Origin of the sequence: Lawsonibacter asaccharolyticus (assembly GCF_022453915.1) — a bacterium.
GTDB classification, from domain to species: domain Bacteria; phylum Bacillota; class Clostridia; order Oscillospirales; family Oscillospiraceae; genus Lawsonibacter; species Lawsonibacter asaccharolyticus.
The window spans coordinates 3,012,985-3,038,618 of sequence record NZ_CP091870.1; the positions used below are offsets into that span (position 1 = coordinate 3,012,985).

Annotated in this window: 22 protein-coding genes; 5 read left to right on the forward strand and 17 right to left on the reverse strand. The window is 66.0% G+C overall.

Annotation, left to right across the window (positions count from 1 at the left end; genetic code table 11):
• Positions 1-10: 10 nt before the first annotated feature.
• The 3 genes from L9O85_RS14590 to L9O85_RS14600 all read right to left on the reverse strand — a co-directional run bounded on the left by L9O85_RS14590 (position 11) and on the right by L9O85_RS14600 (position 6,205).
• Positions 11-1,297 (reverse strand): peptidylprolyl isomerase, encoded by a 1,287-nt coding sequence (locus L9O85_RS14590; RefSeq protein WP_276854355.1) that lies wholly within the window; start codon positions 1,295-1,297, stop codon positions 11-13.
• A 140-nt stretch (positions 1,298-1,437) separates the two neighbouring features.
• Positions 1,438-4,935, reverse strand: a complete 3,498-nt coding sequence (gene mfd, locus L9O85_RS14595; protein ID WP_108981544.1) for a transcription-repair coupling factor — start codon at positions 4,933-4,935, stop codon at positions 1,438-1,440.
• 1,078 nt (positions 4,936-6,013) lie between these two features.
• A complete protein-coding gene (locus tag L9O85_RS14600) occupies positions 6,014-6,205 on the reverse strand; it encodes a helix-turn-helix domain-containing protein (protein ID WP_301579050.1) in 192 nt (63 codons plus the stop codon).
• Positions 6,206-6,301: 96 nt separating this feature from the next.
• On the opposite strand from L9O85_RS14600, the gene L9O85_RS14605 reads away from it, so the two are divergent.
• The gene (locus L9O85_RS14605; protein ID WP_050623139.1) at positions 6,302-6,556 is read left to right on the forward strand and encodes a hypothetical protein; all 255 of its coding nucleotides are present in this window, start codon (positions 6,302-6,304) and stop codon (positions 6,554-6,556) included.
• Here the strand turns inward: L9O85_RS14605 and pth are convergent.
• The 6 genes from pth to proC form a co-directional block, all read right to left on the reverse strand.
• Complete coding sequence (pth, locus tag L9O85_RS14610) at positions 6,546-7,139, reverse strand: aminoacyl-tRNA hydrolase (RefSeq protein WP_276757608.1); 594 nt, start codon at positions 7,137-7,139, stop codon at positions 6,546-6,548. The two genes, L9O85_RS14605 and pth, sit on opposite strands and share 11 nt — an antisense overlap.
• A gap of 84 nt (positions 7,140-7,223) precedes the next feature.
• Complete coding sequence (locus L9O85_RS14615) at positions 7,224-8,207, reverse strand: ribose-phosphate diphosphokinase (RefSeq protein ID WP_276757606.1); 984 nt, start codon at positions 8,205-8,207, stop codon at positions 7,224-7,226.
• A 330-nt stretch (positions 8,208-8,537) separates the two neighbouring features.
• Complete coding sequence (locus L9O85_RS14620) at positions 8,538-9,047, reverse strand: HD domain-containing protein (RefSeq protein WP_050623136.1); 510 nt, start codon at positions 9,045-9,047, stop codon at positions 8,538-8,540.
• Positions 9,048-9,242: 195 nt separating this feature from the next.
• The gene (locus tag L9O85_RS14625) at positions 9,243-10,499 is read right to left on the reverse strand and encodes a glutamate-5-semialdehyde dehydrogenase (RefSeq protein ID WP_050623135.1); all 1,257 of its coding nucleotides are present in this window, start codon (positions 10,497-10,499) and stop codon (positions 9,243-9,245) included.
• A gap of 39 nt (positions 10,500-10,538) precedes the next feature.
• A complete protein-coding gene (gene proB / locus L9O85_RS14630; RefSeq protein ID WP_050623134.1) occupies positions 10,539-11,309 on the reverse strand; it encodes a glutamate 5-kinase in 771 nt (256 codons plus the stop codon).
• A gap of 77 nt (positions 11,310-11,386) precedes the next feature.
• Positions 11,387-12,193, reverse strand: coding sequence for a pyrroline-5-carboxylate reductase (gene proC, locus L9O85_RS14635; RefSeq protein WP_050623133.1), 807 nt, complete (start codon positions 12,191-12,193; stop codon positions 11,387-11,389).
• Between the two features lie 248 nt (positions 12,194-12,441).
• Here proC and L9O85_RS14640 point away from each other — a divergent pair, with 248 nt between their 5' ends.
• From L9O85_RS14640 to L9O85_RS14650, 3 genes are read left to right on the forward strand one after another with little or no spacing between them, the layout of a single operon-like run.
• On the forward strand, positions 12,442-12,810 hold the full coding sequence (locus L9O85_RS14640) for a GntR family transcriptional regulator (protein ID WP_050623132.1): 369 nt from the start codon (positions 12,442-12,444) through the stop codon (positions 12,808-12,810).
• Complete coding sequence (locus L9O85_RS14645; RefSeq protein WP_050623131.1) at positions 12,807-13,709, forward strand: ABC transporter ATP-binding protein; 903 nt, start codon at positions 12,807-12,809, stop codon at positions 13,707-13,709. The genes L9O85_RS14640 and L9O85_RS14645 overlap by 4 nt, the downstream gene beginning before the upstream one ends.
• Entirely contained in the window at positions 13,684-15,585 is a 1,902-nt protein-coding gene (locus L9O85_RS14650; protein ID WP_301579056.1) for a hypothetical protein, read from the forward strand. Before L9O85_RS14645 ends, L9O85_RS14650 begins: the two co-directional genes overlap by 26 nt.
• 64 nt (positions 15,586-15,649) lie before the next feature.
• Here the strand turns inward: L9O85_RS14650 and L9O85_RS14655 are convergent, their stop codons facing one another.
• The 8 genes from L9O85_RS14655 to L9O85_RS14690 all read right to left on the reverse strand — a co-directional run bounded on the left by L9O85_RS14655 (position 15,650) and on the right by L9O85_RS14690 (position 25,255).
• Positions 15,650-16,909 (reverse strand): cytochrome c biogenesis protein CcdA, encoded by a 1,260-nt coding sequence (locus tag L9O85_RS14655; protein WP_301579058.1) that lies wholly within the window; start codon positions 16,907-16,909, stop codon positions 15,650-15,652.
• A gap of 36 nt (positions 16,910-16,945) precedes the next feature.
• Positions 16,946-17,380, reverse strand: a complete 435-nt coding sequence (locus L9O85_RS14660; protein ID WP_256183203.1) for an RrF2 family transcriptional regulator — start codon at positions 17,378-17,380, stop codon at positions 16,946-16,948.
• Between the two features lie 239 nt (positions 17,381-17,619).
• Positions 17,620-18,708, reverse strand: coding sequence for a PTS transporter subunit IIC (locus L9O85_RS14665; RefSeq protein ID WP_301579060.1), 1,089 nt, complete (start codon positions 18,706-18,708; stop codon positions 17,620-17,622).
• Between the two features lie 172 nt (positions 18,709-18,880).
• Positions 18,881-19,582: a hypothetical protein gene (locus L9O85_RS14670; RefSeq protein ID WP_301579062.1), complete on the reverse strand. Its 702-nt coding sequence runs from the start codon at positions 19,580-19,582 to the stop codon at positions 18,881-18,883.
• A gap of 31 nt (positions 19,583-19,613) precedes the next feature.
• Positions 19,614-21,659 (reverse strand): DNA mismatch repair endonuclease MutL, encoded by a 2,046-nt coding sequence (gene mutL, locus L9O85_RS14675; RefSeq protein ID WP_108980280.1) that lies wholly within the window; start codon positions 21,657-21,659, stop codon positions 19,614-19,616.
• 100 nt (positions 21,660-21,759) lie between these two features.
• On the reverse strand, positions 21,760-22,278 hold the full coding sequence (locus L9O85_RS14680; RefSeq protein WP_108980279.1) for a DUF3592 domain-containing protein: 519 nt from the start codon (positions 22,276-22,278) through the stop codon (positions 21,760-21,762).
• A 20-nt stretch (positions 22,279-22,298) separates the two neighbouring features.
• Positions 22,299-24,914, reverse strand: a complete 2,616-nt coding sequence (gene mutS, locus L9O85_RS14685; RefSeq protein WP_276852845.1) for a DNA mismatch repair protein MutS — start codon at positions 24,912-24,914, stop codon at positions 22,299-22,301.
• Between the two features lie 116 nt (positions 24,915-25,030).
• The gene (locus L9O85_RS14690; RefSeq protein ID WP_050623122.1) at positions 25,031-25,255 is read right to left on the reverse strand and encodes a helix-turn-helix domain-containing protein; all 225 of its coding nucleotides are present in this window, start codon (positions 25,253-25,255) and stop codon (positions 25,031-25,033) included.
• An 81-nt stretch (positions 25,256-25,336) separates the two neighbouring features.
• Between L9O85_RS14690 and L9O85_RS14695 the strand changes: the two genes are divergently transcribed.
• Positions 25,337-25,612, forward strand: coding sequence for a hypothetical protein (locus L9O85_RS14695; RefSeq protein WP_133248283.1), 276 nt, complete (start codon positions 25,337-25,339; stop codon positions 25,610-25,612).
• The last annotated feature ends 22 nt before the right edge of the window (positions 25,613-25,634 follow it).

The following is a 25,634-nucleotide window of genomic DNA, read 5'->3' on the forward strand; positions in this document are numbered from 1 at the left end:
GTGAAGGGCCTCAGTTCTGGGCGCTGCCGCTGGCGGCGGGGGCGCTGGCGGAGGCGGAGGTCCCGGCGGATGCGGAGGCGTCCTCCTGGGCGCTCAGCTCCTCCATCCGGGTGCTCACCGCCTGCCGCAGGGCGGTGACCGTCTCATAGAAAGCGGGCACGTCCAGCTGGTCAAAGGCATCGTTGGTAACGATCTCATGCTCATCCAGCCAGCCCTGCTGGAGCTGGGTCATCTTCTCCTGCACAAAGTCCGCCTGATAGTCGGCCGGCTCCACCTCCAGGGGAAGGCGCAGGATGATGTGGTAGCCGTAATCGCTCTCCACGATGTCACTGATCTCGCCGGGCTCCAGGGCCAGGGACGCCTCCTCGAACTCGGGGACCATCTGACCTGCCTCCACGGCCTGATAGCCGTCCGGGTTGGTGGCCAGTCCGGTGTCCTCGCTGTAATCGTTCATCAGCTGGTCGAACAGGGCGGCGGGGTCGCTGCTCTCCCGCAGCTGGCGGAGCAGATCCTCCGCCTGAGCCTTCTTCTCCGCCGCGGCAGCCTCGTCCAGGGGCTCTCCGGTCTCCGGGTCCTGGGTCAGCAGCAGGATGTGCTTGACGGAGTACAGCTTCCGGTCGTTCTGGATGTAGGAGAGCAGGTCGGCGTCGGTGGGCTTCATGGTGCCGTTCTCTCCAAAATACTTATCCTGGAGCTGGCCGTTCAGGTCCTCGCTCTCACACAGCTGGGTGTAGAGCTCAGGAGTCAGGGGATACTGCCACAGGTACATGGCCATCACGTCCTCGCCCCCCATGGCCTCAGTCATAGTGGCCAGCTGATCGGCAAAGGTGTCCTGGAAGTCCTGGGACAGGGTCACGCCCTCCTCCTCCGCTATCCCGGGGATCAGGGCGTACAGGGCCGCAGTCCTCAGCGCGTTGTCCAAAGTCCCCTGGGTCAGGGTGACGCCGGAGGCGTCCTCCGTATCCCAGGGCAGCTCGGTGATGCCGAAATAGGTGCTGTAATAACTGAGCATGCTGTCGGCGCTGTACGCCACCCAGTACAGCAGCTCAGCGGCGGTGATGTCCACATCTCCCACCTGGGCCACCACAGTGTCACCCGGGATGCCGGCGGTGGTGAGGAACACATCCGTGACGGCGTCCAGGTCCACGGTGATCGGTTCACTGCTGGAGGTGCTCCCGGCGGCACTGGAAGAAGCGCCGCTCCCGGAGCTCCCGCCGTCCTTACCGCAGGCGGTCAGGGAAAAGGCCAGGATCAGGGCCGCGAGGGTCAGGGCCCCCGCCCGTTTCATCGATCTCATAAGAGCAGTTCCTTTCTGTTTCATCCAATTCAGATCTGTTCCGGTCCGCAGGGCCGGATACAGTTTGATATCATACCACATCTGTCTTCCGGTTTCAATGGAGAAGGGAAAAACTCCCCACTCTGAAATGCGGGGCGGCTTCAGCCCTCTGCCCCCGCGAAGTCGTCCACCACCTGCCGTGCGGCCCGCAGGGCGTCCTCCCCCTTTTTCAGCCGGAAGGTAAAGCGGGGCACCTCCCCCGGAGTGAGCAGCAGCCGGTTCTGATACCGGTCCATGGCGCACAGGGCGGAAAACTGCTCCAGACTGAACCGGGCCAGGGTAAAGACCAGCTGCCCCTGCTTCTGGGCGATGTCGGTGATCCCGGCCTCCGCCGCCGCGGCGCGGAGCAGGGCCACGGAGATCAGGTTGTTCACCGTGCGGGGGGGCTCCCCATACCGGTCGATGAGCTCATCCACCAGGTCGTCCGCCTCCGCCTCGCTGCGGATGGCGGCGATGCGGCGGTACAGGTCCATCCGCTGCTCCGGGGAGGGGACGTACCGGTCGGGCACCGACGCCGCCACGCTCAGGTCGGCGGCACATTCGGTCTTGGGAGGCACCGGCTGGCCCTGCTCCTGAAGCACCGCTTCCTCCAGCAGCTTCAAGTACATGTCGTAGCCTACCGACAACAGGAAGCCGCTCTGCTCCGGCCCCAGCACGTTGCCCGCACCCCGGATCTCCAGGTCCCGCATGGCGATCTTGAAGCCGGAGCCGAACTCGGCGAACTCCCGGATGGCGCTCAGCCGCTTGGCGGCCACCTCGGTGAGCACCTTGCCCCGGCGGTAGGTGAGGTAGGCGTAGGCCCGGCGGCTGGACCGCCCCACCCGGCCCCGGATCTGGTGGAGCTGGGCCAGGCCCAGGCGGTCGGCGTCCTCGATGATGAGGGTGTTGGCGTTGGGCAGGTCGATGCCCGTCTCGATGATGGTGGTGCACACCAGCACGTTCAGCTCCCCGTCGGTCATCCGGCTCATCACCTCGTCGATGGCCTCCTGGGTCATCTTGCCGTGGGCCACCCCCACCGCCGCATCCTCCCCCAGCATGGCCTGGATGCGGCTGGCGGTGCGGTCGATGGTCTCCACCCGGTTGTGGAGGTAGTACACCTGCCCGCCCCGCTCCAGCTCCCGGCGCATGGCGTCCCCCAGCACCCCCCAGTCGTGCTCCAGCACATAGGTCTGCACCGGCTGGCGGTCGGCGGGGGGCTCCTCCAGGGTGGACATGTCCCGGATGCCGCTGAGGGCCATGTTCAGCGTCCGGGGGATGGGGGTGGCGGACAGGGTCAGCACATCCACCTGACGGAAGTTCTCCTTCAGCTTCTCCTTGTGCTGGACGCCGAAGCGCTGCTCCTCGTCCACCACCAGCAGACCCAGGTCCTTGAAGCGCACGTCCCGGTTGAACAGGCGGTGGGTGCCGATGAGGATGTCCACCTCACCGCTCTCCACCCGCCGCAGGGTCTCCTTCATCTGGGCGCTGGTGCGGAAGCGGGAGACCACATCGATGGTCACCGGATATTTGGCAAAGCGCCGCAGGGCGTTGAGAAAATGCTGCCGGGCGAGCACCGTGGTGGGCACCAGCACAGCGGCCTGCTTGCCGTCCAGCACACATTTCATGACGGCCCGGAAGGCCACCTCCGTCTTTCCGTAGCCCACGTCGCCGCACAGCAGCCGGTCCATGGGCACCGGGCGCTCCATGTCCCGCTTGATCTCCTCCACGCAGCGCAGCTGGTCCTCCGTCTCCGCGTACTCGAACTCCTCCTCGAATTCCCGCTGCCAGGGGGAGTCGGGAGAGAAGGCGAAGCCGGGCTGCCGCTGCCGCTGGGCATAGAGCTGGATCAGGCCCTTGGCCAGATCCTTCACCGCCTTTTTGGCCTTGCTCTTGGCCTTCTCCCAGTCGGTGCCCCCCAGACGGGAGAGCTTTTTGGTCTCCGCCGCGTCCTCGCCCCCGCCGATGTACTTGCTCACCAGGTCCAGCTGGGTGGCGGGGACGTAGAGCACATCGGAGCCGGCGTAGGCGATCTTCACATAGTCCTTCTCCACCCCGTCGGCAGGCAGTTTCACCATCCCCATGTAGCGGCCCACACCGTGATGCTCGTGGACCACCAGGTCCCCGGGGGACAGGTCGGCATAGGACTTCAGCTTCTCCCGGTTGGTGGCCGCCTTCCGGGGCCGGGGCTTTTTCAGTGCCGCCCCCTGTCCCTCGGTGAGTACCGCCAGACGGGCCTCCGGGTACTCCATCCCGGCGGACAGGCCGCCCACCGAGACCAGGGTCTCCCCCGGCCCAGGGAGGGTCTGGGGCTGGAACTCCACCGCCGCCCGGAGGCCCTGCTCCCGCAGCAGCGTCTGGAGATTCAGGGCCCGCTGTTCGCTGGACACCAGCACCAGGGTGCCCAGGCCGGAGCGCTGGTAGTGGTCCAGGTCGGAGACCGCCGTCTCCAGGCTGGCGCCAAAGGAGGGCAGCTGCTTGGCCGTCACCGACAGCAGGCAGCCGGGGGGCACCGGATAAGCCGACAGAGTGAAGGAGTCCAGATAGGCCGTCGGCCAGTCGGACAGCCGGGCGTTGAGCTCCGGGAAGGTGCGGGACAGTACGGCGCAGGAGCCGTCCAGCTCCCCCCGCTCCATCAGGGACTTGGCATCCTCCTCCAGCTGCCACTGGTAGGTCTTGGCCCGCTCCCCCACCCGGCTGCTCTCAGAAAAGAGCACACAGGCGTCCGGCGGCAGGTAGTCGGCCGCCGTGGCCAGCTGGGGATAGATCAGCGCCAGATAGCGGTCCGTGGCGGGGAAGCTCCGCCCCTGCTCCAGCGCCTCCCGGTCCTGCCGCAGAGTCTGGGCCAGCTCATGCCGCCCCGCCTTCTCCGCCCCTGCGGCCAGCTTCTCCAGCCGGGCTGCCAGCCCCGCCGTCCCTCCGGGCGCCAGATGGGGCAGCGCCTCCGCCGCCGGCAGCAGCACCGCCCGCTCCACGTTCTCCGTCCGGCGCTGGGTGGCGGGGTCGAACAGCCCCATAGCATCCAGCTCGTCTCCGAAAAACTCCGCCCGCACGGGCTGCTCCATCCCTGGGGAGTAGACATCCAAGATCCCGCCCCGCAGGGCAAACTGTCCCACGCCTTCCACCTGGTCGCACCGGCTGTACCCGGCGGCGGTCAGTGTCTCAGCCAGCTGGTTCAGGTCATAGCTCCCCCCGGTCCGCAGCTCCGCCCAGGCCCGGTCCAGCTCCTCCGGGGGCAGGGTCCGCTGAAGCAGTCCCTCCACCGCCGCCACCAGCAGGGGCACCTCCCCCGCCGCCATGGCCCGCATCAGGGCCAGCCGCCGGTGCTCCCACTGGCGGGAGACAGTGGCCGCGTTGTGAAAGATGTAGGACCGGGGGGCGAGCACCGGCACCCGCTGCCCCGTCAGGGACTCCAGATCCCGGGCCAGCCGCTCCCCTTCCCCCTCGTCGGCGCACACCAGCACCACCGGCCGGCCGGTGCGGGCGTAGACCCCGGCAGCAAAGTGGGCCCGGTGGACCGCCGACAGCCCGGACAGGGCCACAGGACAGCGGCCGCTGTCCATGGCGGCCAGCAGCTGGCCGAACTCCGGCACATTGTTCAAGATGTCGTTCAAAAGTTTCATAGCGGCCACCAAATAGAAAAATATGGAAATTACAAGCGCGACAAAGCCCCCCGTTCCCGACTTTAGGGAGGGGGTCATTTTCCAACAGTATATCGCCTTTTCTCCGGTCCGTCAAGGAAATTCCCGGGGATTTCCGCCCCCGGTCTCCATTCAGGGGCGGGTCCGGGCCCCCTACGGGATGCCCTTCGGTCTCTGCGTAGGGGCGCACTTTGCGCGCCCGCCGGCCGCCCTGCGGGGCGGAACCCTTTGGGGGCCATCCTGCGGCTGGGATGGGGGAAGGAAGACCCCTCATCCGTCACGGCATGCGCCGTGACACCTTCCCCCCGGCGGGGGGGAAGGCTTTGGGGGCGGCGCTGGAAGCCGCCCCTATGGGATGCCTTCGGTCTCTGCGTAGGGGCGCGCTTTGCGCGCCCGCCGGCCGCCCTGCGGGGCGGAACCCTTTGGGGGTCATCCTGCGGCTGGGATGGGGGGAGGAAGACCCCTCATCCGTCACGGCATGCGCCGTGACACCTTCCCCCCGACGGGGGGGAAGGCTTTGGGGGCGGCGCTGGAAGCCGCCCCTATGGGATGCCTTCGGTCTCTGCGTAGGGGCGCACTTTGCGCGCCCACCAGCCGCCCCGCAGGGCGGAACCCTTTGGGGGCCATCCTGCGGCTGGGATGGGGGGAGGAAGACCCCTCATCCGTCACGGCATGCGCCGTGACACCTTCCCCCCGGCGGGGGGAAGGCTTTGGGGGCGGCTCTGGAAGCCGCCCCTACGGGATGCCCTTCGGCCTTTGCGTAGGGGCGCGCTTTGCGCGCCCGCCAGCCGCCCCGCAGGGCGGAACCCTTTGGGGGCCATCCTGCGGCTGGGATGGGGGAGGAAGACCCCTCATCCGTCACGGCATACGCCGTGACACCTTCCCCCCGGTGGGGGGAAGGCTTTGGGGGCGGCGCTGGAAGCCGCCCCTATGGGATGCCCTTCGGCCTTTGCACGCCCCTGCGGCACGTCACAGGTCCGGGAATGGCAGGCAGGGCCCGCCTCCTGTGTAAAGGCCGGAACCAAAACAGCGGGGAAGACCTCTGTCTCCCCCGCCCGGGTCAGCGGTTGATCTCCCGGTTCTCCGTCCGCCCCAGAAGATAGTCCACCGACACGCCGAAATAGTCCGCCAATTCTATCAGCTTTGGAAGCCTAGGGTTTACTTCTCCCGCCTCGATTGCCTGATAGTTGCGCACCCTGCATTTTAGAAAATCTGCCATATCCTGCTGGACCAGTCCCCGTTCATTTCTCAAAACCTTTAGTCTTTCTCCCAGTGATTTCAAGCTGGTCACCTCTTGACACGCAATAAAAAAACATGTTATAATAATGGGCGTAAAGGAGTGGTTCCTATGTATGACCTGATCTCCATCCTTCTGGACTATGTGGAGGCCCTTCCCCCCACCCCGGACATGGACCGGGTATCCGAAGAGAGCTTTCCCTTCCTGCAGCGGCTGTATCAGCTGACAGGCGAGGACGAGGCGGACCGCATCTGGGGCGCGGCCATGGAGGTGGGCGCCTCCGAGGGCCGGCAGATGCTCCTCACCGGGCTGGCCCTGGGCCTGGAGCTGGGACAGGAGCTGGACCAGCTCTCCCTCAGCCGTTGAACCGGCTCATCCCCCGGTCGATGCCCTCGGCCAGGATGCACTCCACCGCGTCGGCGGCCCGCTTCACCGCCTGGTCGATGGCCTTTTTGTCCTCCCCCTGGAACTTGCCCAGCACCCAGTCCGCCATATCATAATCCGGGTGGGGCTTCTCCCCCACCCCCACCCGCAGCCGGGGAAACTGGTCTGTCCCCAAGTGGAGGATGATGTTTTTCAGGCCGTTATGACCCCCGGCCGAGCCTCCCCTGCGGATACGCAGACGGCCCACAGCCAGGGCGGTGTCGTCAGAGACCACCAGCACGTGGTCCGGCGCCACCTTATAGAAGTCCACCGCCTGGCGCACCGCCTCCCCGGACAGGTTCATGAAGGTGACGGGCTTCATCACCAGCACCTTCTGGCCGGAGATGGTGAACACGTTGGTCAGCGCCTTATATTTCAGCCTCTGGATGGGGGCGTGCTGGCGCTCGCCCAGCTCGTCAGCTACCATGAAGCCCACATTGTGCCGGGTGTTTTCGTATTTCTCCCCCGGGTTGCCCAGGCAGACCAGGACCCAGTCCACCCCGCCGGTTCCATTTCCAAACAGCATATCGGTCTCCTCAAACAGTCTGAAGAGGGGCGGGTATTGGCTACCCGCCCCCTGTTTTCGCGCCCTTCCGGTCCCCGCTCTCTCTTACAGGAACAGCGGGGAGACGGAGGTCTCCATATAGATGTGGCTGATGGCCTCCGCGAACATGTGGGCCACCGAGATGTACTTGATCTTCTCGCACTTGACGCCGGGCTTGGCCGGGATGGTATCCAGGAAGATGACCTCGTCCAGCACGCTGCTGTTGATGCGGTCGATGGCCGGACCGGAGAGGACGCCGTGGCTGGCGCAGGCGGTCACATCCTGGGCGCCGCCGATCTCCATCAGGGCCTGAGCCGCGTGGCACAGGGAGCCGCCCGTATCCACCATATCGTCCAGCAGGATGACGTGCTTGCCCCGCACGTCGCCGATGATGTTCATGACCTCGGAGGAGTTGGCCTTCTGGCGGCGCTTGTCCACGATGGCCAGGGGCATGTTCAGCTTCTGGGCAAAGGCCCGGGCCCGGGACACCGACCCCACATCGGGGGAGACCACCATGGTGTCGTCATGGCAGTCCGCGTACTTCTTGGTGAAGTGGTCCACAAAGATGGGGGAGCCCAGCAGGTTGTCCACCGGGATGTCGAAGAAGCCCTGGATCTGGTTGGCGTGCAGGTCCATGGTCAGCACCCGGTCTGCGCCGGCCTCCGCGATCAGGTTGGCCACCAGCTTGGCTGAGATGGGGTCTCGGGGCTTGGTCTTGCGGTCCTGGCGGGCGTAGCCGAAGTAGGGGATCACAGCGGTGATCCGGCCGGCGGAGGCCCGGCGCAGGGCATCGATCATAATGAGCAGCTCCATCAGCGCATCGTTGACGGAACCGCTCTTGTCGTCCTTGCGGAAGGAGCAGGTGGACTGCACCACAAAGACGTCGGAGCCGCGGACGGTCTCATAGATAGAGGCGAAATTCTCCCCGTCGGAGAAGGCTCCCACCTCGGAGTCGCCCAGAGGGATGCCCAGCTCCTGACAGATGTTCTGGGCCAGCTTGGGGTTGGAGTTTCCGGTGAATACCTTGATATCCTTCCCGTGTGCGATCATAAACAACTTCCTTCCTTACGCGGACCGCCGGTACCTGGCCGGGTCGGTCACCAAATCTGCTTGCTCTCTGTTCCTCTATTGTGACGGCAGTGCCGATCAGCACGGATATGCGTGGGGCTTCTCCATCAAACTGCACAGATCCGGCACGTTATGCGGATACCCCCAACCATTATAGCATAATAGCAAGAAAGTTTCCTGGGTTCAAGAGAATTTTTCGAGAAATTTTCGAAATTTTTCCGAAATTTTTTATTCCAGTCTCTCTTTTCCTGAAAATGTCTAAAAATGCCCCGGCAGCAGACGCTGCCGGGGCATGAGGAGGTGCGGAGCAGATCAGGCCGCGTCGGCCTGGGGGGAACCCGCCAGGGGGACCACGCCCAGCTTCTCCCGCAGGCGGCCTGGGTGATAGATGTGGGAGAGCTCCAGCCCCGCGCAGAAGGTATCCACCAGGTCCACCAGCAGGGCCTCCAGGGACCGGGGCAGTGCCCCGCCCAGGGGCCACATGTGGGACAGGATAATGTTGCGCTCCTTATCGGAGAGCTTGGTCACCTGCTCGGCATTCCGGGCTGCGGCCCTGGGGTGGTCGAAGCACTGGCTGCCGGGGTGGGCGGACTTGTCCCGGGGGTCATAGAGGTACAGGTCGTGGAGCAGGCCCCCGCGGGCGGCGGCCCGTTCATCCAGACGCAGCCACCGGGCTGCCCGGAAGGACAGGTAGGCCACGAACAGGGAGTGGTCCAGGGTGGTGATCCGGCCGTGGTGCTGCCAGCGGCCCATCATCCGCACCGGCTCGCTTTCCAGGAGCTCTCCCGTCAGGCGGCAGAACTCCAGCAGATGCTTGTGCATCGGATATCAGTCCTTTCATGGGTATTTTCCTCCCTTTCACCCAGTTGGGAAAAGGGGGGCGGAAATGGGATGCCGCGGCGGGCGGTTCTGGGCCGTCCCCGCGATATCTGGCTCACGGCTCTGATGAGAGTGTCGCTCTGCTCCCATCATACCCGGAGACCGCGCATTTGTCATCTGGAAAAGAGAGGGGGCGCCTCAGCGGATCTGTCCCCCGCCCCGGATCACGAACTTGAAGCTGCACAGCTCGGCCAGCCCCAGGGGGCCCCGGGCGTGGAGCTTCTGGGTGGAGATGCCCATCTCGCAGCCCAGGCCAAACTCCCCCCCGTCGGTGAAGCGGGTGGAGGCGTTCCAGTACACCGCCGCTGAGTCCACCGCCGCCAGGAAGCGCCGGGCCGCCTCCCCGTCCTCTGTCACGATGGCCTCCGAGTGGCCGGTGGAGTGGGCTGCGATGTGGCGGATGGCCTCCTCCGTCCCGTCCACCACCCGGACAGCCAGGATATAGTCCAAAAACTCAGTGTCGAAGTCCTCCGGACCCGCGGGCGTGCCGGGGATGATCCCGGCCGCCGTCCCGTCCAGGCGCAACTCCACCGGCCGCTCCCCCCGGGCTGCCCTGGCATCCGTCAGCCGCTCCCGCATCCGGGGCAGAAAGACCGGGGCCGCCTCCCGGTGGACCAGGCACACCTCGGCGGCGTTGCACACGCTGGGCCGGCTGCACTTGGCGTTCTCCAGGATGTCCAGCGCCATGTCCAGGTCCGCCGCCCGGTCCACATAGACGTGGCAGATGCCGGTGCCCGTCTCGATGACGGGGACGGTGGCATTGTCCACACAGGCCCGGATCAGCCCCGCGCCCCCCCGGGGGATGAGCAGGTCCACGTATCCGCTGGCGGTCATCAGCTCGTGTGCGGAGGCCCGGGTGGTGTCCTCCACCAGACACAGGGCCTCCTGGGGCAGTCCGGCCCGGGAGAGGCCCCGGCACAGGGCGGAGACGATGGCCGCGGCGGAGCGGTGGGCCTCCTTCCCGCAGCGGAGCACACAGGCGGAGCCCGCCTTCAGGGCCAGGGCTGCGGCGTCGCTGGTGACATTGGGCCGGCTCTCATAGATGATGGCGATGACCCCCATTGGGACGGCGGTCTTCTCGATCACCAGCCCGTTGGGCCGCTCCACCCGGCTGAGGACAGCCCCCACCGGGTCAGGGAGGGCCGCCACCTCCCGGATCCCCTTCGCCATGCCGGCGATCCGGTCCGGGCTGAGGGCCAGCCGGTCCAGCATCACCTCGGAGATGCGGCCCCGGGCCCCCTCCAGATCCAGGGCGTTGGCCGCCAGAATGGGGGCCGTGTCCGCCTCCAGCTCCTCCGCCATGGCCAGCAGGGCCCGGTCCTTGGTCTGTGTATCCGCCAGAGCCATGGCCCCTCTGGCCTGTCTGGCACGCGCAAGCAGTTCTTGTGTGGTCATCCCTTCCGCCTCCTTGTGGTCCTTCGCCTTTGAGCCCCGTCAGGCCCGCCGGCCCAGGAACCGGGTCCCCACCTGCTTCCCCTCCACGATATCATAGAGCAGCTGGGGCTGGTCCCCGTTGGTGATGATCATGTCGCAGCCCTGGCCGGTCACCATGCGGGCGGCCCGCAGCTTGGTGGCCATGCCCCCCGTGCCCAGGCCGGAGCCAGCCCCGCCGGCCAGCGCCTCGATGTCGGCAGTGATCTCCTCCACCACCGGGATCAGCCGGGCACCCGGGTCCTTGCGGGGATCTGCGGTGTAGAGCCCCTGGATATCACTGAGCAGGACCAGAAGGTCCGCTTTCACCGTGCAGGCCACCACGGCCCCCAGGGTATCGTTGTCCCCTACCTTGATCTCAGCGGTGGCCACGGTGTCGTTCTCGTTGATGATCGGCAGGGCGCCCAGCTCCAGCAGGCGGAAGATGGTGTTCTGGAAGTTCTCCCTCCGGTCGCTGTGGTCGATGTCCTCCCCAGTGAGGAGGATCTGGGCCACAGTGTGGTTGTATTGGGTGAACAGCCGGTCGTAGGTGTACATCAGCTCGCACTGTCCCACGGCGGCGGCCGCCTGCTTGCCGGGCATGTCAGTGGGCCGGCAGGGCAGATTCAGCTTGCCCACCCCCATGCCGATGGCGCCGGAGGACACCAGGATGATCTGGTGTCCTGCATTCTTCAGGTCGGAGAGCACCTTGACCAGCTCCTCCACATGGCGGATGTTCAGCCGCCCCGTGGCATGCGCCAGAGTGGAGGTGCCCACCTTGACCACGATCTTCATAGCATCAAACCCCTTTATTCAGCTCGGGAACCGGAGGACAGGGCCGTTCCCCTGTCCTCCCTGGCTCCGCCTGCCCCTTATTTTTTCCCCAATTCCTGCGTCTTTTCATAGGCGGCCAGCACCGCGTCCATGGCGGCGGCCCGCAGCCCCCCCTTTTCCAGCGCCCGCACCCCTTGGATGGTGCTGCCCCCGGGGGAGCACACCGCGTCCTTCAGGGCACCGGGGTGAGCGCCGGTCTCCAGCACCATCCGGGCCGACCCGGCCAGCATCTGGGCGGCGTAGGCCAGCGCCTTGTCCCGGGGCAGGCCGCAGGCCACCCCGCCGTCCGCCAGGGCCTCCAGGAACAGGTAGGCAAAAGCGGGGCCGCAGCCGGACACGCAGCTGGCTGCGTCTATCAGCCCCTCAGGCACCTGATCCACCAGCCCGGCGGGGGCCATCAGGTTTCGGAAGGAGGCCATATCCTCCTCCGTGGTCCCCAGGCCGCAGAACTGGAGCACCCCCTCGCCGATGGCCGCGGGGGTGTTGGGCATCACCCGGATCACCGGGCAGTCCACCCCCGCCATCTCCCGGATCCGGGCGCAGGTCAGGCCGGCGGCCATGGTCACCAGCACAAAGCAGTCCTCCCGCTCCTTCAGCACAGGGGTAAGAGAGGCCAGCATCTCCCCCATCACCTGGGGCTTCACTCCCAGAAAAATCAGCCGGCAGGCGCGGGCAACCTCTTCATTGGTACCTGCGGCGCAGCCCAGCTCTTCGGCCAGGGCTTCCGCCTTGGCGGGGGTGCGGTTGGCCAGCAGCACCTGCTGGGGGGGCACAGTTTTACAGACGGCCCGGGCCAGAGCAGCGCCCATGTTCCCCGTTCCGATAAATCCGACAGTCGCAGTCATGTGTGGGAGCCTCCTTCTTCTGATGCTCTTTTCGCCTATACTATATCACGGCCGCTCGCCTTTTTCAAACGGAAACAGATTAAGAAATGGTAAATCTTCTCCCTTTTTGCGTGGAGATCTGACGGTCCTCTCTCCCCCTGAGATAAATCCTAAGAAAATCTTAAGGATTTCTTGCTTGATTTTTCGGTCCCGTCCGCATAGACTAACTGTACTAATACAGTGAATACAGTTTGAAGGGAGGCGGCAGTATGCTGAATCTGGACTACCGGGATGCCCGGCCCATCTACGAGCAGGTGCGGGACAATCTGCGCCGGCTGATGGTGAGCGGCGCCATCCAGGAGGGGGAAAAGCTCCCCTCTGTGCGGTCCCTGGCCAGCAATCTTGCCATCAACCCCAACACCATCCAGCGGGCCTATGAGTCCCTGGAGGCGGAGGGCTATGTCTATTCTATCCCTGGGAAGGGCAGCTTCGCGGCCCCCCGCACCGGGGTGGATGAGGAGCGGCGGGACCGGCTGCTAGGGCAGTTCGACAGTCTGACAGCCGAGCTGCTGTACCTGGGGGTCACGCGGGATCGGCTGATCGCCCGCATCCGGGAAAAAGGGGGAGAGGTCCAATGATCAAGGTAAACAACGTCGTCAAGACCTTCGACGGCTTCCGCGCCCTGGATGGGCTCACCATGGAGGTGGAGAAGGGCTCCATCTATGGGCTGGTGGGCCCTAACGGCGCGGGAAAGTCCACCATCCTGCGGCACATCACCGGCATCTACCGCCCCGACTCGGGCACCATCACGGTGGACGGGGCGCCGGTGTACGAAAATCCGGCGGTGAAGTCCCGGGTGGCCTTTATCCCCGACGACCTGTACTACTTTCTGTCCGCCTCCACCCGGGACATGATGAAGTTTTACCGGGGGCTGTATCCCGCCTTTGATGACAAGCGCTATCAGGTGCTGAAGGAGGCCTTCCCGGCAGTAGACGAGAAACAGCCCATCCGCCGCCTGTCCAAGGGGATGCAGAAGCAGTCCGCCTTTTGGCTGGCTCTGTGCTGCAACCCCGACCTGCTGGTCTTGGACGAGCCGGTAGACGGCCTGGACCCGGTGATGCGGCGTCAGGTCTGGTCCCTGCTCATGGGGGACGTGGCCCAGCGGGGGACCACGGTGCTGGTCTCCTCCCACAATCTGCGGGAACTGGAAGACGTGTGCGACCACGTGGGCATCCTCAGCCGGGGCAAGGTGCTCCTGCAGCGCTCCCTCACCGATCTTCAGGACAACGTGGTCAAGATGCAGATCGTATTTCAGGAGCCGGAGATGCCCAAGCTGCCGGAGGACCTGGACCTGCTCCATGTCACCCAGGTGGGCCGCATCCACACCCTGATCGTCCGGGGCAGCTCCGACGTCATCAAAAGCCGGCTCGCCGCGTTCCAGCCCATCCTGATGGAGGCCCTGCCTCTGACGCTGGAGGAGATCTTTATCTATGAACTGGGAGGTGAGGACTATGCGGTCCGTGACATCATGCTTTAATTCCACCCTCTACCGCAAAAACCTCAGCCGCTTCTGGCCCATCTGGGCCCTGTACTCGGTGATCTGGCTGTTTGCCCTGCCCCTCAATCTGCTCACCACGATCCAGCGGGGGCAGAACTGGGCTCTGGAGGACCTTGCGCACAGCCTGGACTATTTTTCCCGGGTCTCGGTGGGCTACTCCCTGAACTTGGGCACGGTGCTGGCCGTCATCTTTGGCCTGCTGGCCGCTATGGCGGTGTTCAGCTATCTGGATGCCAGCCGCTCCGCCTGCATGATGCACGCCCTGCCCCTGCGGCGGGAGGCTCTGTTTTTCACCAACTATCTGTCCGGGCTCAGCTTCCTGCTGCTGCCCAACGCCGCCATCTTTGGCCTCACCCTGGCCGGCGAGGCTGTGGGGAACTGTCTGGATCTGAAGGCGCTGGCCATCTGGCTGCTGGTCCAGTCCGCCTCCTGCCTCTTCTTCTACTCCTTTGCCGTCTTCTGTGCCATGTTCACCGGCCATCTGCTGGCTCTGCCTGTCTTCTACGGGGTGCTGAACTGCCTGGCGGCTATCATCAGCGCGCTGATGGACTCGGTACTCTACCTGTTTCTCTACGGCTACAACGGCCTGAGCGGCACCACCCAGCAGGCTGTGGCCTGGCTCACCCCTCTGGAGAAACTGGGCGGTGCTGTATCCTGGACCCAGGCTGCGGACAGCGGGGCCTATCAGCTTGCCCAGCCCGCCGTGGTGGCGGTCTACGCCGGTGTGGGGGTGGCCCTGTCTGCGGCCGCCCTGTTGATCTACCGCGCCCGCCAGATGGAGTCGGCGGGAGACGTGGTCTCCGTGCGGGTGGTCCGCCCCATCTTCAAGTACGGGGTGGCCGTCTGCGCCGGTCTCTCCGGCGGCACCTTTACCTACTATGTGCTGTTCGGAGACGGCCAGCTCTCCCTGGTGCTGTCCATCCTCTTCTGGGCTGCAGTGGGCTATTTTCTGGCGGAGATGCTGCTGCGCAAGTCCTTCCGCGTCTTCTCCGCCTGGCCGGGCTGCCTGGTCCTGCTGGCGCTGCTCTCCGCCCTGTTCCTGTGCATCCGGCTGGATCTCACTGGCTATCAGGACTACATCCCCGCCTCCGGCGAGGTGAGCCAGGTGACTGTGGATCTGGAGGGCAGCACCTATCCCAGCGACGGCTTCGGCGGGAGCGTCCAGATCACCGACCCGGAGCAGGTCGCCCAGATCACCGCCCTCCACCAGGCCATCGTAGCTGCCCGCTCCAGGGAGGATAGCATCTATGACGACTCCTTCTACATCTCCCTCTCCTACACCCTGTCCAACGGACAGAGCATCCGCCGCTACTACCACGGCGTTCCGCTGTACCGGGCGGAGCAGGGGATGGAGGGCACCGTCACATGGGCTCTGGATCAGCTGGTCTCTGACCGGAGCTTCGTCCGGGCCGGCTATGGACTTGACCAGTCCGCGGACTGGAGCCTGACGGAGGCGTACGTCTACGATCTCTGGGACATCCAGACCCAGAGCCACGAGTCCGCCTCCCTCTCCGCCGCCCAGGCGGAGCAGCTGTGGCAGGCCGTGCTGACCGATTTCGACGCGGGCACCATCGGCACCCGCTACCTTTTTGAGGACCAGGACCGCCGGGAGAACACCTGTGAGGCTGACCTGGACTTCAGCTTCTACCTGACGGAGCAGGACAGCATGGCGCACCGGGGCGGCTCTGTGACCATCACCCTCACCCCCCAGGCCTCCCACACCCTGGCCGTTCTGGAGGAGCTGGGCGTTCTCACCGACACCCGCATCGCCCGCACCCATGCCCAAGCCGATCGCTGGTACGCCATGACGGATGGAGCTGAGGATACTTCTTCCCTCTACACCGCCTCCCCCTGATGGACCCACACAGTCAAACATGCCCCGCCCGCTCCCATTGGAGCGGGCGGGGCATGTTTCTTTTTTATGGCTGGGCCTCCATGGTCTGTTCCACGATATCCCTCATGATCTCCCCTGTCATGGCGCTCTCCACATAGCCGTAGAGATTGCCTTCCCCGTCGATCATCCAGGTGGTGGGGTAGGCCCGGATGCCGTACTGATAGGTGAGCTGGTACTCCGTGTCCATCACTGTGGGGAAGGTATAGCCGTTCTCTTCCAGGAAGATGGCGATCTCCTCCTGGGTCCCCTCCTGCCCCAGCCCAGGGGCGGCCACTCCCAATACCACCAGGTCACCCTGGTTCCCGCCATACTCCTCATACAGCGCCTGGACATCCGGCATTTCCCCCCGGCAGGGGCCGCACCAAGTGGCCCAGAAATTGAGAAAAATGGTCTTGCCCTTGTAATCGGACAGACTGTGCTCCTCCCCGTACTGGTCCACCAGGGTAAAGTCAGGGGCAGGGACCACCGGCGGCTCCGACGCACCGTTGTCTGCATCTGTGGAGGCGGACGGCTCCTCCCCGCTGCCGACGCTCTGACTCTGAGGCACGGCGGAGCCGGTCTGGGACAGATATTCGGTGAAGCCGTTCATAAAGCCGGTAAAGGTCATCACCCCCATCAGGATCAGCAGAGCCGCCCCCGCCTTCCCCGTCCAGCGCACCACCTGCTGGTGCCGCTTGAAGAAGGACAGCACCCCGCCGGTGAACAGCCCCACCGCTAGGAAGGGCAGCACAAAGCCCAGGGTGTACACCCCGATGAGCAGCGCCGCTGCCGGGGCCGAAGCCGAGGATGAGGCCATCAGGAGCACGCTCCCCAGCACCGGCCCTACACAGGGGGTCCAGGCGAAACTGAAGGTAAAGCCCAGGACCAGGGCCACCAGCGGCCCCATGGTCCGGCCGCCCAGCCGGAAGGGCAGCCTGTGCTCCCGCTCCAGCGCCATGGAATGTCCAAACACCCCCAGCTGGTACAGCCCGAACAGCACCATGATAATGCCGCTGATCCGGGCAAACCACAGCCGGTTATCGCTGAAAAACTGCCCCAAAGCGGTGAAGCCGAAGCCCAGCAGGAAAAAGGTGGCGCTGATCCCCAGCACAAAAAACAGGGTGTTCCACATCACCCGCCCCCTGGGGTAGCGGATGGTGCCGTCCACCTCCACCGTCTTGGCCCCGCCTGCCAGATAGCCCACATATAAGGGGACCAGAGGCAGGACGCAGGGGGAGAAGAAGCTGAGGATGCCCTGTATGAAAACCGTCAGCGCCGGAACGCTGATCTCCAGATCAAACCCCATAAAAAACCTCCATTCGCACTGTTCTCTGCGGCGGGATCATCCGCCGCCGGGGCAGGGTCCGCCGGAGAGCTTCCGGTCCACCTGTTCCACTGTGATCTCCTCCAGCCGGGCCATGCACCGGTCGTCCAGGTCATCAAAAAGGGCATCCATCACCTGAGCCATGCCGGTGGCCACCAGACACTTCACCTCCTGGCTGCCGCTGTGCCAGGAGGTGGAGACGAAGCGCACCTCCAGCGCCCGGGCCACCTGGGCCAGGGACACCTCCCCCGCCCCCTTGGCAAAGCGGTAGCCTCCGCCGGAGCTGCCCTCCTTGGTCTCCACCAGGCCGTCCTTTTTCATACGGGCGAGCACCTTCCGCACCCGGGCGGGGTTAGTGCAGATGTTCCGGGCCAGCTCCTCGCTGGACAGGACGCACCCTCTTCGGTTGAGATAGACCAGAGCGTGGACCGCCACGCAGAAATCGCTGTTCATAACGGTTCTCCTCCCAGGGAGCTGTTTTCTGTAACTTTATCAGATACAGAAGAGGCTGTCAAGAGGGTGTTCGTCCCACCATCAGGGACAGGCCCTGCCAATCCTGCCGCCAGCAGCACACCCGGCCCATCACCAGGAAACTGGCCAGGGACCTGCGGAGCAGGCGGTCGCCAGGGACGGACAGGCGGCCGGCACGCAAGCGTGCCGGCCGCCCAAACGGTCCTGCGAATCCTCCCGGCTCACTCCAAGGTCAGGTCCCCCTCCCGGATCCAGCCGATCCGACGGAAAAACAGCCCGAACAGCCAAGCGAGGACGGCGGGCAGTACAAAGCAGATCAGCGCCATGGCCAGCCAGTCCATGCCGGTGATGGCAGCCTTGGCCCCCGTGGCCACATCGTTCACCCAGCCGGCATAGACTCCGATGGGGCCCACCATACCGCAGGTCCCCATTCCAGCCGCCACACCCCCGGCGGGGTCATTCATCTCAAACTGGAACACACAGGTGGCCAGGGGGCCGGTGACCGCGGAGGCGAGGATGGCGGGGAGCCAGATCCGGGGATTGCGGACGATGTTGCCCATCTGGAGCATGGAGGTGCCCAGGCCCTGGGAGATCAGGCCGCTCCAGCGGTTCTCCCGGAAGGACAGGACGGCGAAGCCCACCATGTTGGCGCAGCACCCCGCCACTGCGGCCCCGCCGGCCAGGCCGGTCAGCCCGATGGCGGCGCAGATGGCGGCAGAGGAGATGGGCAGGGTCAGGGCCACGCCGATGACCACCGACACCAGGATGCCCATCCAGAAGGGCTGGAGCACAGTGGCCCACTTGACGAAGTCCCCCACCGTGGAGGCCGCCGTGCCGATGGCCGGGGCCCACCAGGCCGACAGGGCCACCCCCGCCAGGATGGTCACCAGAGGGGTGACCAGGATGTCGATCTTGGTCTCCTTAGACACCGCCTTGCCCAGCTCCGCGGCGATGACCGCGATAAACAGCACCGCCAGAGGGCCTCCGGCGCCGCTGCCCCCGGACAGGGTGACGCTGCCCAGGGCATTGGCCGCATAGCCCACCGTGACCAGGGAAAAGAGGACCAGCGGGGGGGCCTTCAGGGCGTAGCCGATGGCCACCGCCATAGCCGCCCCGCTCATGGCCGAGGCGTATCCCCCCACTTCGATGAGGAACTCCATCCCCAGCTGCTGGCCCAGCGTCTTGACGATGGTGCCGATGAGCAGGGAGCAGAACAGGCCCTGGGCCATGGCCCCCAGGGCGTCGATGCCATACCGCTTGGCTGAGATCTCAATGTTTTTGCGCTTTAAAAACGCGCGGAGCTTTTCCATTTCTCTCACCTTTTTTCGTGATGGTCCCGCACCTGCCGGCAAAAAGGCCATGCAGGTGTCAAGACACTTGTATGGCCTATTATAGCGGCTCTGTCCTGTTTGTCAACGAAAACTTTTCCCTCCGACAGTCAAGCCCCGCCCGGCCGCAGCTCACCACAGCCGCTCCTTCGAATCATCCCGGCGTCCCCATCCTCCAGGTCAGGGCCGCCCCCCGGGCGGCCTTGGTCAGGCCGATCACCTTTTCCAGCCGGGGAAAAAAGGTATCCTGGGCCAGCTCCGCCAGCTTCTCTTCCTTCTCGGCGCGCTCCTCCTCTGTATCCGTCCAGTCCGGCCCGGTATTCATCGGCTCCGAGTACCAATCTGTGTACATGGAGTCCGGATAGGAGTAACTCTCCACCAGGTGCAGCCCCTCCCTCCCCGGCCCGGGCAGGATGAGCAGGCCGTCCTTGGGGGAGGCAAGCAGGGCATTGCGCAGTTCCAGGTCCCGCAGCACCAGCTTGGTAAAGGACCGGTCCGTGGTGGTGATGGTCCGGCCCCGGGTCACCTCCGGGCAGCCATAGTCCTCGTGGAGGTCCGGTCCGGAGGGCAGCTTCTCCAGTCCCCGGTCCAGGACGCCCAGCACCGTGTTGAGGCCGGTGGACATGGCACTTTTGGGGCGGATGCGCAGCTCATAGTCCCGCTCCAGATGGATCGCCAGCCGGACGCGGATGGAGGTCGTAGTGTACCGGCCATTGCTCTCCCCCACCGTCCGGATGATGAGCGGTTCGTCCCGGCAGCTCAGCACCAGCTCCCCGTCCCAGTCTGCTGCCCGGCTGCCCATAAATACGCCCCCCTTCTCCTTTTGATAGGCGTAAAGCATCTCGTTCCAGCTCATAAGTCCGCTCCTTTCCCGCTCCCGCCGGGTCTCATGCCCGCCGGAACTGCTTCTCCAGGTCCTTTCGGGTCAGCTCGATGGCCACCGGCCGGCCGTGGGGGCAGTATTTGACCTCTCCCCGCATGACGGCTCCCGCCACCTTCTCCAGCTCCTGGGGACTGGTGCGCCAGCCCCCCTTGATGGCCGCCTTGCAGGCCATGGTGTGGAACAGCTCGTCCCGGGCGGCGGAGGGGTCCGCCCGCCCGGTGGTGAGCAGCCTGCCCCCGATCTCCAGCAGGGTGTCCTCGATGTCCCCCGGGTCCACGTCAAAGGGGGCCTGCCGCACCACCAGCGCCCCCCCGCCGAAGTCCTCAGCGTAGAAGCCGAACTCCTCCAGCAGCGGCAGGTTGGCCAGCAGGGCGGCCCCCTCCTCCGCCGGGGGATGAAGGGTGACCGGGGTGAGCAGGGTCTGCACCATGGGGGTGTAGCCCTCCGCCTTCATGCGGTCGAAGTTCATCCGCTCGTGGGCGGCGTGCTTGTCGATAAACAGGATGGTGTCCCCCTGTTCCACGATGATGTAGGTGTTCAGCACCTCCCCGGCGATGCGCCAGGGGGCTGCCTCTCCCTCAGGCTCAGGCTCCGCCGGGGCGGAGATCTGGGGCGCGGGCCCTTCCTCCAGGGCCGGAGCCGGGCCCGGGTCTGGTGCGGGCGTCTCCGCCGGCGCGGGGGCGGGGCGCTCCGTCCGGGTCCCGGCCAGGAGGTCGAAGTCCTCCGGCGCCATCCGGTCGTGGCAGGTCATCCCGCCCTGGGCTTCACCGGGGCAGGCGGGGGCCGGGGCCTCCCCGGTCTTCCGCTCCCCGGGGGCGGTCATTTCTCCAGAGATCGGGCCCCTGGGGCGGGGAGGCTCCGCCGGGGCGGGCTGGGGTGTGCGCTCCCGCTGCTGGGGCGAGAGGAAAGAGGCGGCGGAGGGCATCCGGGACAGGCCGGGCACCTCCCGACGGCTGTAGGTCACGTCGTGGAGGGGCAGCTCCCCGGCGGACAGCCTGGTCTGGTTGGGGGTCACGGTGTCGTGGGCCCGGGGCTTCTCCAGCGCCACGGCGGGGCGGACATGGTCCCGCTCCAGGGCGGAGAGGACCGCGTGGTACACCGCGCTGAACACCCCCCGCTCGCTGCCGAACTTCACCTCCGTCTTGGCCGGGTGCACATTCACGTCCACCGCGCTGAGCCTGGTGGTCAGATGGAGGACACAGCCGGGAAATTTGCCCACCATCTTCTGATTCTGGTAGGCCTCCTCCAGGGCGGCCATCATCAGCCGGGACTTCACCTGCCGCCCATTGACGAAGAAGAACTGCCAGTTCCGGCTGGCCCGGCAGCAGGAGGGCTGGGAGACGAAGCCGGACACGGACATGCCCTCGTCCGAGCTGTCCACCTGGGTGAAGCCCAGGGCCAGATCCCGGCCCAGCACCGCGTAGACGGCGGAGCGCAGCTGTCCGTCCCCGGGGGTGGCCAGCTCCTGCTTTCCGTCCCGGAGGAATTTCACTGCCACCTCCGGGTGGGACAGGGCCACCCGCTGGACCACGCCGAATACGGCGGCCCCCTCGGCGGCGTCCTTTTTCATGAACTTCAGCCGGGCGGGGGTGTTGTAGAACAGGTCCCGCACCACCATGGTGGTGCCCAGGGGGCAGCCCGCCTGCTCCACCGGCCCGGCCACGCCCCCCTCCAGGGACAGGGAGGCCCCCAGCGGGGCATCCTGGGTGCGGCTCATCACGTCGATGCGGGAGACGGCGGAAATGGCGGCCAGTGCCTCCCCCCGGAACCCCAGGGTGCCGATGGCCTCCAGGTCATACTCCGTGCGCAGCTTGCTGGTGGCGTGGCGGAGGAAGGCGGTCTTCATCTGGGGGGCCGGGATGCCGCAGCCGTCATCGGTGACCCGGAGGAAAGTGAGGCCGCCGTGGGCGATCTCCACGGTCACCGATCTCGCCCCCGCGTCTATGGCGTTTTCCATCAGCTCCTTGGCCACGCTGGCCGGCCGCTCCACCACCTCGCCGGCGGCGATCAGGTCGGCAACGTGGGGATCTAACACTTGGATCTCAGGCATAGAGCACCTCCAGAAATTCAAAGCTCCGCTCCTGCGGGCCGTTTTTGGTCATAATAGTCAGAATACAGATCCCGGGACGGGGCCGGGCCTCCCCCGCCCCTTATCCCATAAGGTCCAGCCGGACAGAATCCGGGTCCACAAAGGCCCGCCCCGGCCGGTCCGGGTCCAGCCAAACGAGGACCTCCGCCCCCTCCTGGGGCTCCCCCCACAGCAGGCCGGTGGACACGGTATAGTCCCGGCCGCCCCAGGTGTACCCGCACACCGCGCTCCAGGGCGAGTTCCGGCCCGGGACATTGACAAAGGACTGGGTGTTCCAGGTCACGAAGATGTGGTGGCGGACCGAGCGGACGGTGCCGGAGACCGCCGTGCCCTCCCGCCGCAGCCGCGCCTGACTCCGCCGCCGGGCCAGGCAGGCCAGGGCGCACCCGCCCCCCGCCGCCAGCAGGGCGGCCCCTATGGGCAGGAAGGCCCAGTCGGGCCCCGCGCCCCCCACCGGGATGTCCCACAGCAGGACGGCCCCGCCGAACAGGAGGAAAAACGCCCCCATCAGTCCCAGCACCCAGGCGCACAGCTCCGCCCGAGAATTTGGACGCCCCATGCCGCTCACCTCCTCTTTCATCCGGGCCTCTCCGCCCCGCCTCAGCTCTCCTGCAGGTCCTGCTTCAGCTCCGCCAGCAGGTTGAGGGCCTCGATGGGGGACAGGATGTTCACATCGGTCATCCGGAGCTTTTTCAGCACCGTCTGACTGCCCAGGTCCATCAGGGAGACCTGCTCCCCGTCCGCCGGAAGGGCCGGTCCCCCGGCGGGGAGGACGCCGCTCCCCGACTCCAGCTCCTCCAGGATGGTCCGGGCCCGCCGAATGACCCGGTCGGGCACCCCGGCCAGCTTGGCCACCTCGATGCCGTAGCTCTGGTCCGCGCCCCCCCGGACGATCTTCCGCAGGAAGATCAGGTCGTTCCCCCGCTTCTTGGCGGCGATGTTGTAGTTCTTCACCCCGGGGATCTCCCCCTCCAGGGCGGTGAGCTCGTGGTAGTGGGTGGCGAACAGGGTCTTGGCCCCCAGCCGCTTCCGGTCGGCGCAGTACTCCAGCACCGCCCGGGCGATGGCCATGCCGTCATAGGTGGAGGTCCCCCGGCCGATCTCGTCCAGGATGAGCAGGGAGCGGGCGGTGGCGTTCTTCAGCAGTCCGGCCACCTCGTTCATCTCCACCATGAAGGTGGACTGTCCGGAGGAGAGGTCGTCGCTGGCCCCGATGCGGGTGAACACCCGGTCCACCACGCCGATGCGGGCGGAGCGGGCGGGGACGAAGGAGCCCATCTGGGCCATGAGGACGATGAGGGCCACCTGGCGCATGTAGGTGGACTTGCCCGCCATGTTGGGGCCGGTGATGATGGCGCACAGGTCCTCTCCGCTGTCCATGTGGGTGTCGTTGGGGACAAAGGGGGTGCCGGCGGGGAGCACCTTCTCCACCACCGGGTGGCGCCCCTCGGAGATGCTCAGGGAGTCGGAGCCGTCCACCTGGGGCATGCAGTAGCCGTTGACGGCGGCCACCACCGCGAAGGAGGTGAGCACATCCACCTGGGCCACGGCGGCGGCAGCCTTCTGGATCTGGGCCACGTGGGCGCAGGTCTGCTCCTTCAGCTGGCAGAAGAGCTGGTACTCCAGGGCCACCACCTTGTCCTGGGCGGAGAGGATGGTGTGCTCCAGGTCCTTCAGCTCCTGGCTGATGTACCGCTCGGCGTTGACGGTGGTCTGCTTCCGGGCCCAGTCGGGGGGCACCAGCCCGGTCTGGGACTTGGCCACCTCGATGTAGTAGCCGAACACCTTGTTGTAGCTCACCTTCATGTTCTTGATGCCGGTCTGCTCCTTGGTCCGGGTCTCCAGGTCGGCCAGCATCTCTGCCCCGTGGTCGATCACGTTGCGCAGGCGGTCCACCTCCTCGCTGTACCCCGGACGGATGAACTTGCCCTCCCGCACGGAGAAGGGGGGCTCGTCCACCAGGGCGGAGCTGAGCAGCGCCCGCAGCTGGGGCAGGTCGTCCATCTCCCGGCGCAGGGACTGGATCAGGGCGGAGGGGCAGCCCTCCAGCAGCTCCCGCAGCCGGGGCAGCCTGCCCAGTCCGGCGGACAGGGCGGCCAGGTCCCGGCCCCCGGCGGTTCCGTACACCACCCTGCCGATCAGGCGCTCCAGGTCGGTGATCTCCTTCAGGCAGAGCACCACCTCCTCCCGGGTGATGATGTCCTCCACCAGATCGCTCACCGCCTGCTGCCGGCGGTTGATCTGCACCGGGGAGAGGAGGGGGCGCTCCATCCATCCCCGGATCAGCCGCCGCCCCATGGCGGTGCGTGTCTTGTCCAGCACCCACAGCAGGGAGCCCTTCTTCTCCTTGCCCCGCAGGGTCTCGGTGAGCTCCAGGGTCTGCCGGGCGTTCAGGTCCAGCTCCATGAACTGGCCCGCGGTGTAGCAGGTGAGGGCGGCGATGTGGCTCAGGTCGGTCTTCTGGGTCTCGTACAGGTAGGAGAGCAGCCCCCCGGCGCACTGCACACAGGCCTGGTCCTCCGGGGGCAGGCTGTCCAGCCCGGTGCGGAACTGCTTTTGCACCAGGGGCAGGGCGGCCTCATAGCGGAAGCGGGCCTCCCCCCCGTTCTCACAGCGGCAGTCCAGCCGCTCCCGCAGGAACTGGGGCAGGCCCTCCAGGCTCCAGGCCCCGTCGGAGAGCACCGCCTCCCGGGGAGAGAAGCGGCCCAGCTCGTTTTTCAGGTGGTCCATGGCCTCCGCCCCCGCCGGAAAGGAGGTGACATAGAACTCGCCGGTAGAGATGTCGCACAGGCACAGCCCCAGCGCCCGGGAGTCGGCGTACACCCCGCCGATGTAGTTGTTTTTCCCCTCCTCCAGCATGGAGGAGTCGATGAGGGTGCCGGGGGTGATGATGCGGATGATGTCCCGGTCCACCAGCCCCTTGGCCAGGGCCGGGTCCTCGGTCTGCTCGCAGATGGCCACCTTGTAGCCCTTGGCGATGAGGCGGGCGATGTAGCTCTCGCAGGAGTGGTAGGGCACGCCGCACATGGGGGTGCGCTCCTCCGGGGGCTTGTTCCGGTCCCGGGTGGTGAGAGTCAGGTCCAGCTCCCGGGAGACCAGCTTGGCGTCCTCGTTGAACATCTCATAAAAATCCCCCAGCCGGAAAAAGAGGATGGAGTCGGGATACCGCTCCTTCATCTCCAGGTATTGGCGCATCATGGGGGTGATCTCAGCCATATCGGCACCGCCTTTCGGTAAAATAAAAGTAAAAAGTGCAAAATCCTGTGGAAAGTGTGGAAAAGTACAACGAAACAGACAGGAGGCGCACTAACCGCCAGCGCGCCTCCCGGGGGTCAGCTCTCCTCCGGCCCCCCCTGGTCGCTCCGTCCCGCCAGGTAGTCCAGGGTGACCCCGTAAAAATCCGCCATCCGGATCAGGGTGGACAGTTGGGGTTCCTGCTGACCGTGTTCATACCTCTGATAGGTGCGGAGGGGCACATCCAGCGCCTTTGCCGCATCTTTCTGCAACAGTTTCTTGGTCTCTTTCAGTTCCTGAAGCCGCGTTGAAAACGTCGCCATTTACACACCTCGTATTGACATGCCATTTTTGGCATGTTATAATCAAAATACGATAACCCGCAGAAGGGAGCGCTATTGTTTATGACTTCTTTTTGGGACCACTTATATCAATACGCCCAGGAACATCTGGTCGTCCGCTATCTCCAGGAGGAGCCCACCGGCTACGGCCGGCTCTCCATCCAGACGGACGCCCGCCGGCGGGGGCTGGAGGACCTGCTGCGGGGCCCCGCCGCCCGCTCCTTCCGCCGCCTCTGGGAGGAGCAGCAGGAGCTGCACAGCCTGGAGGAGCAGGCCCTCTTCCGGGCCGGGCTGTCCATGGGCCTGGCCCTGGGCGGCCGGGTCCGGGACTTGGAGTAGCCCCGCCTCCCGTCCCTCTGCG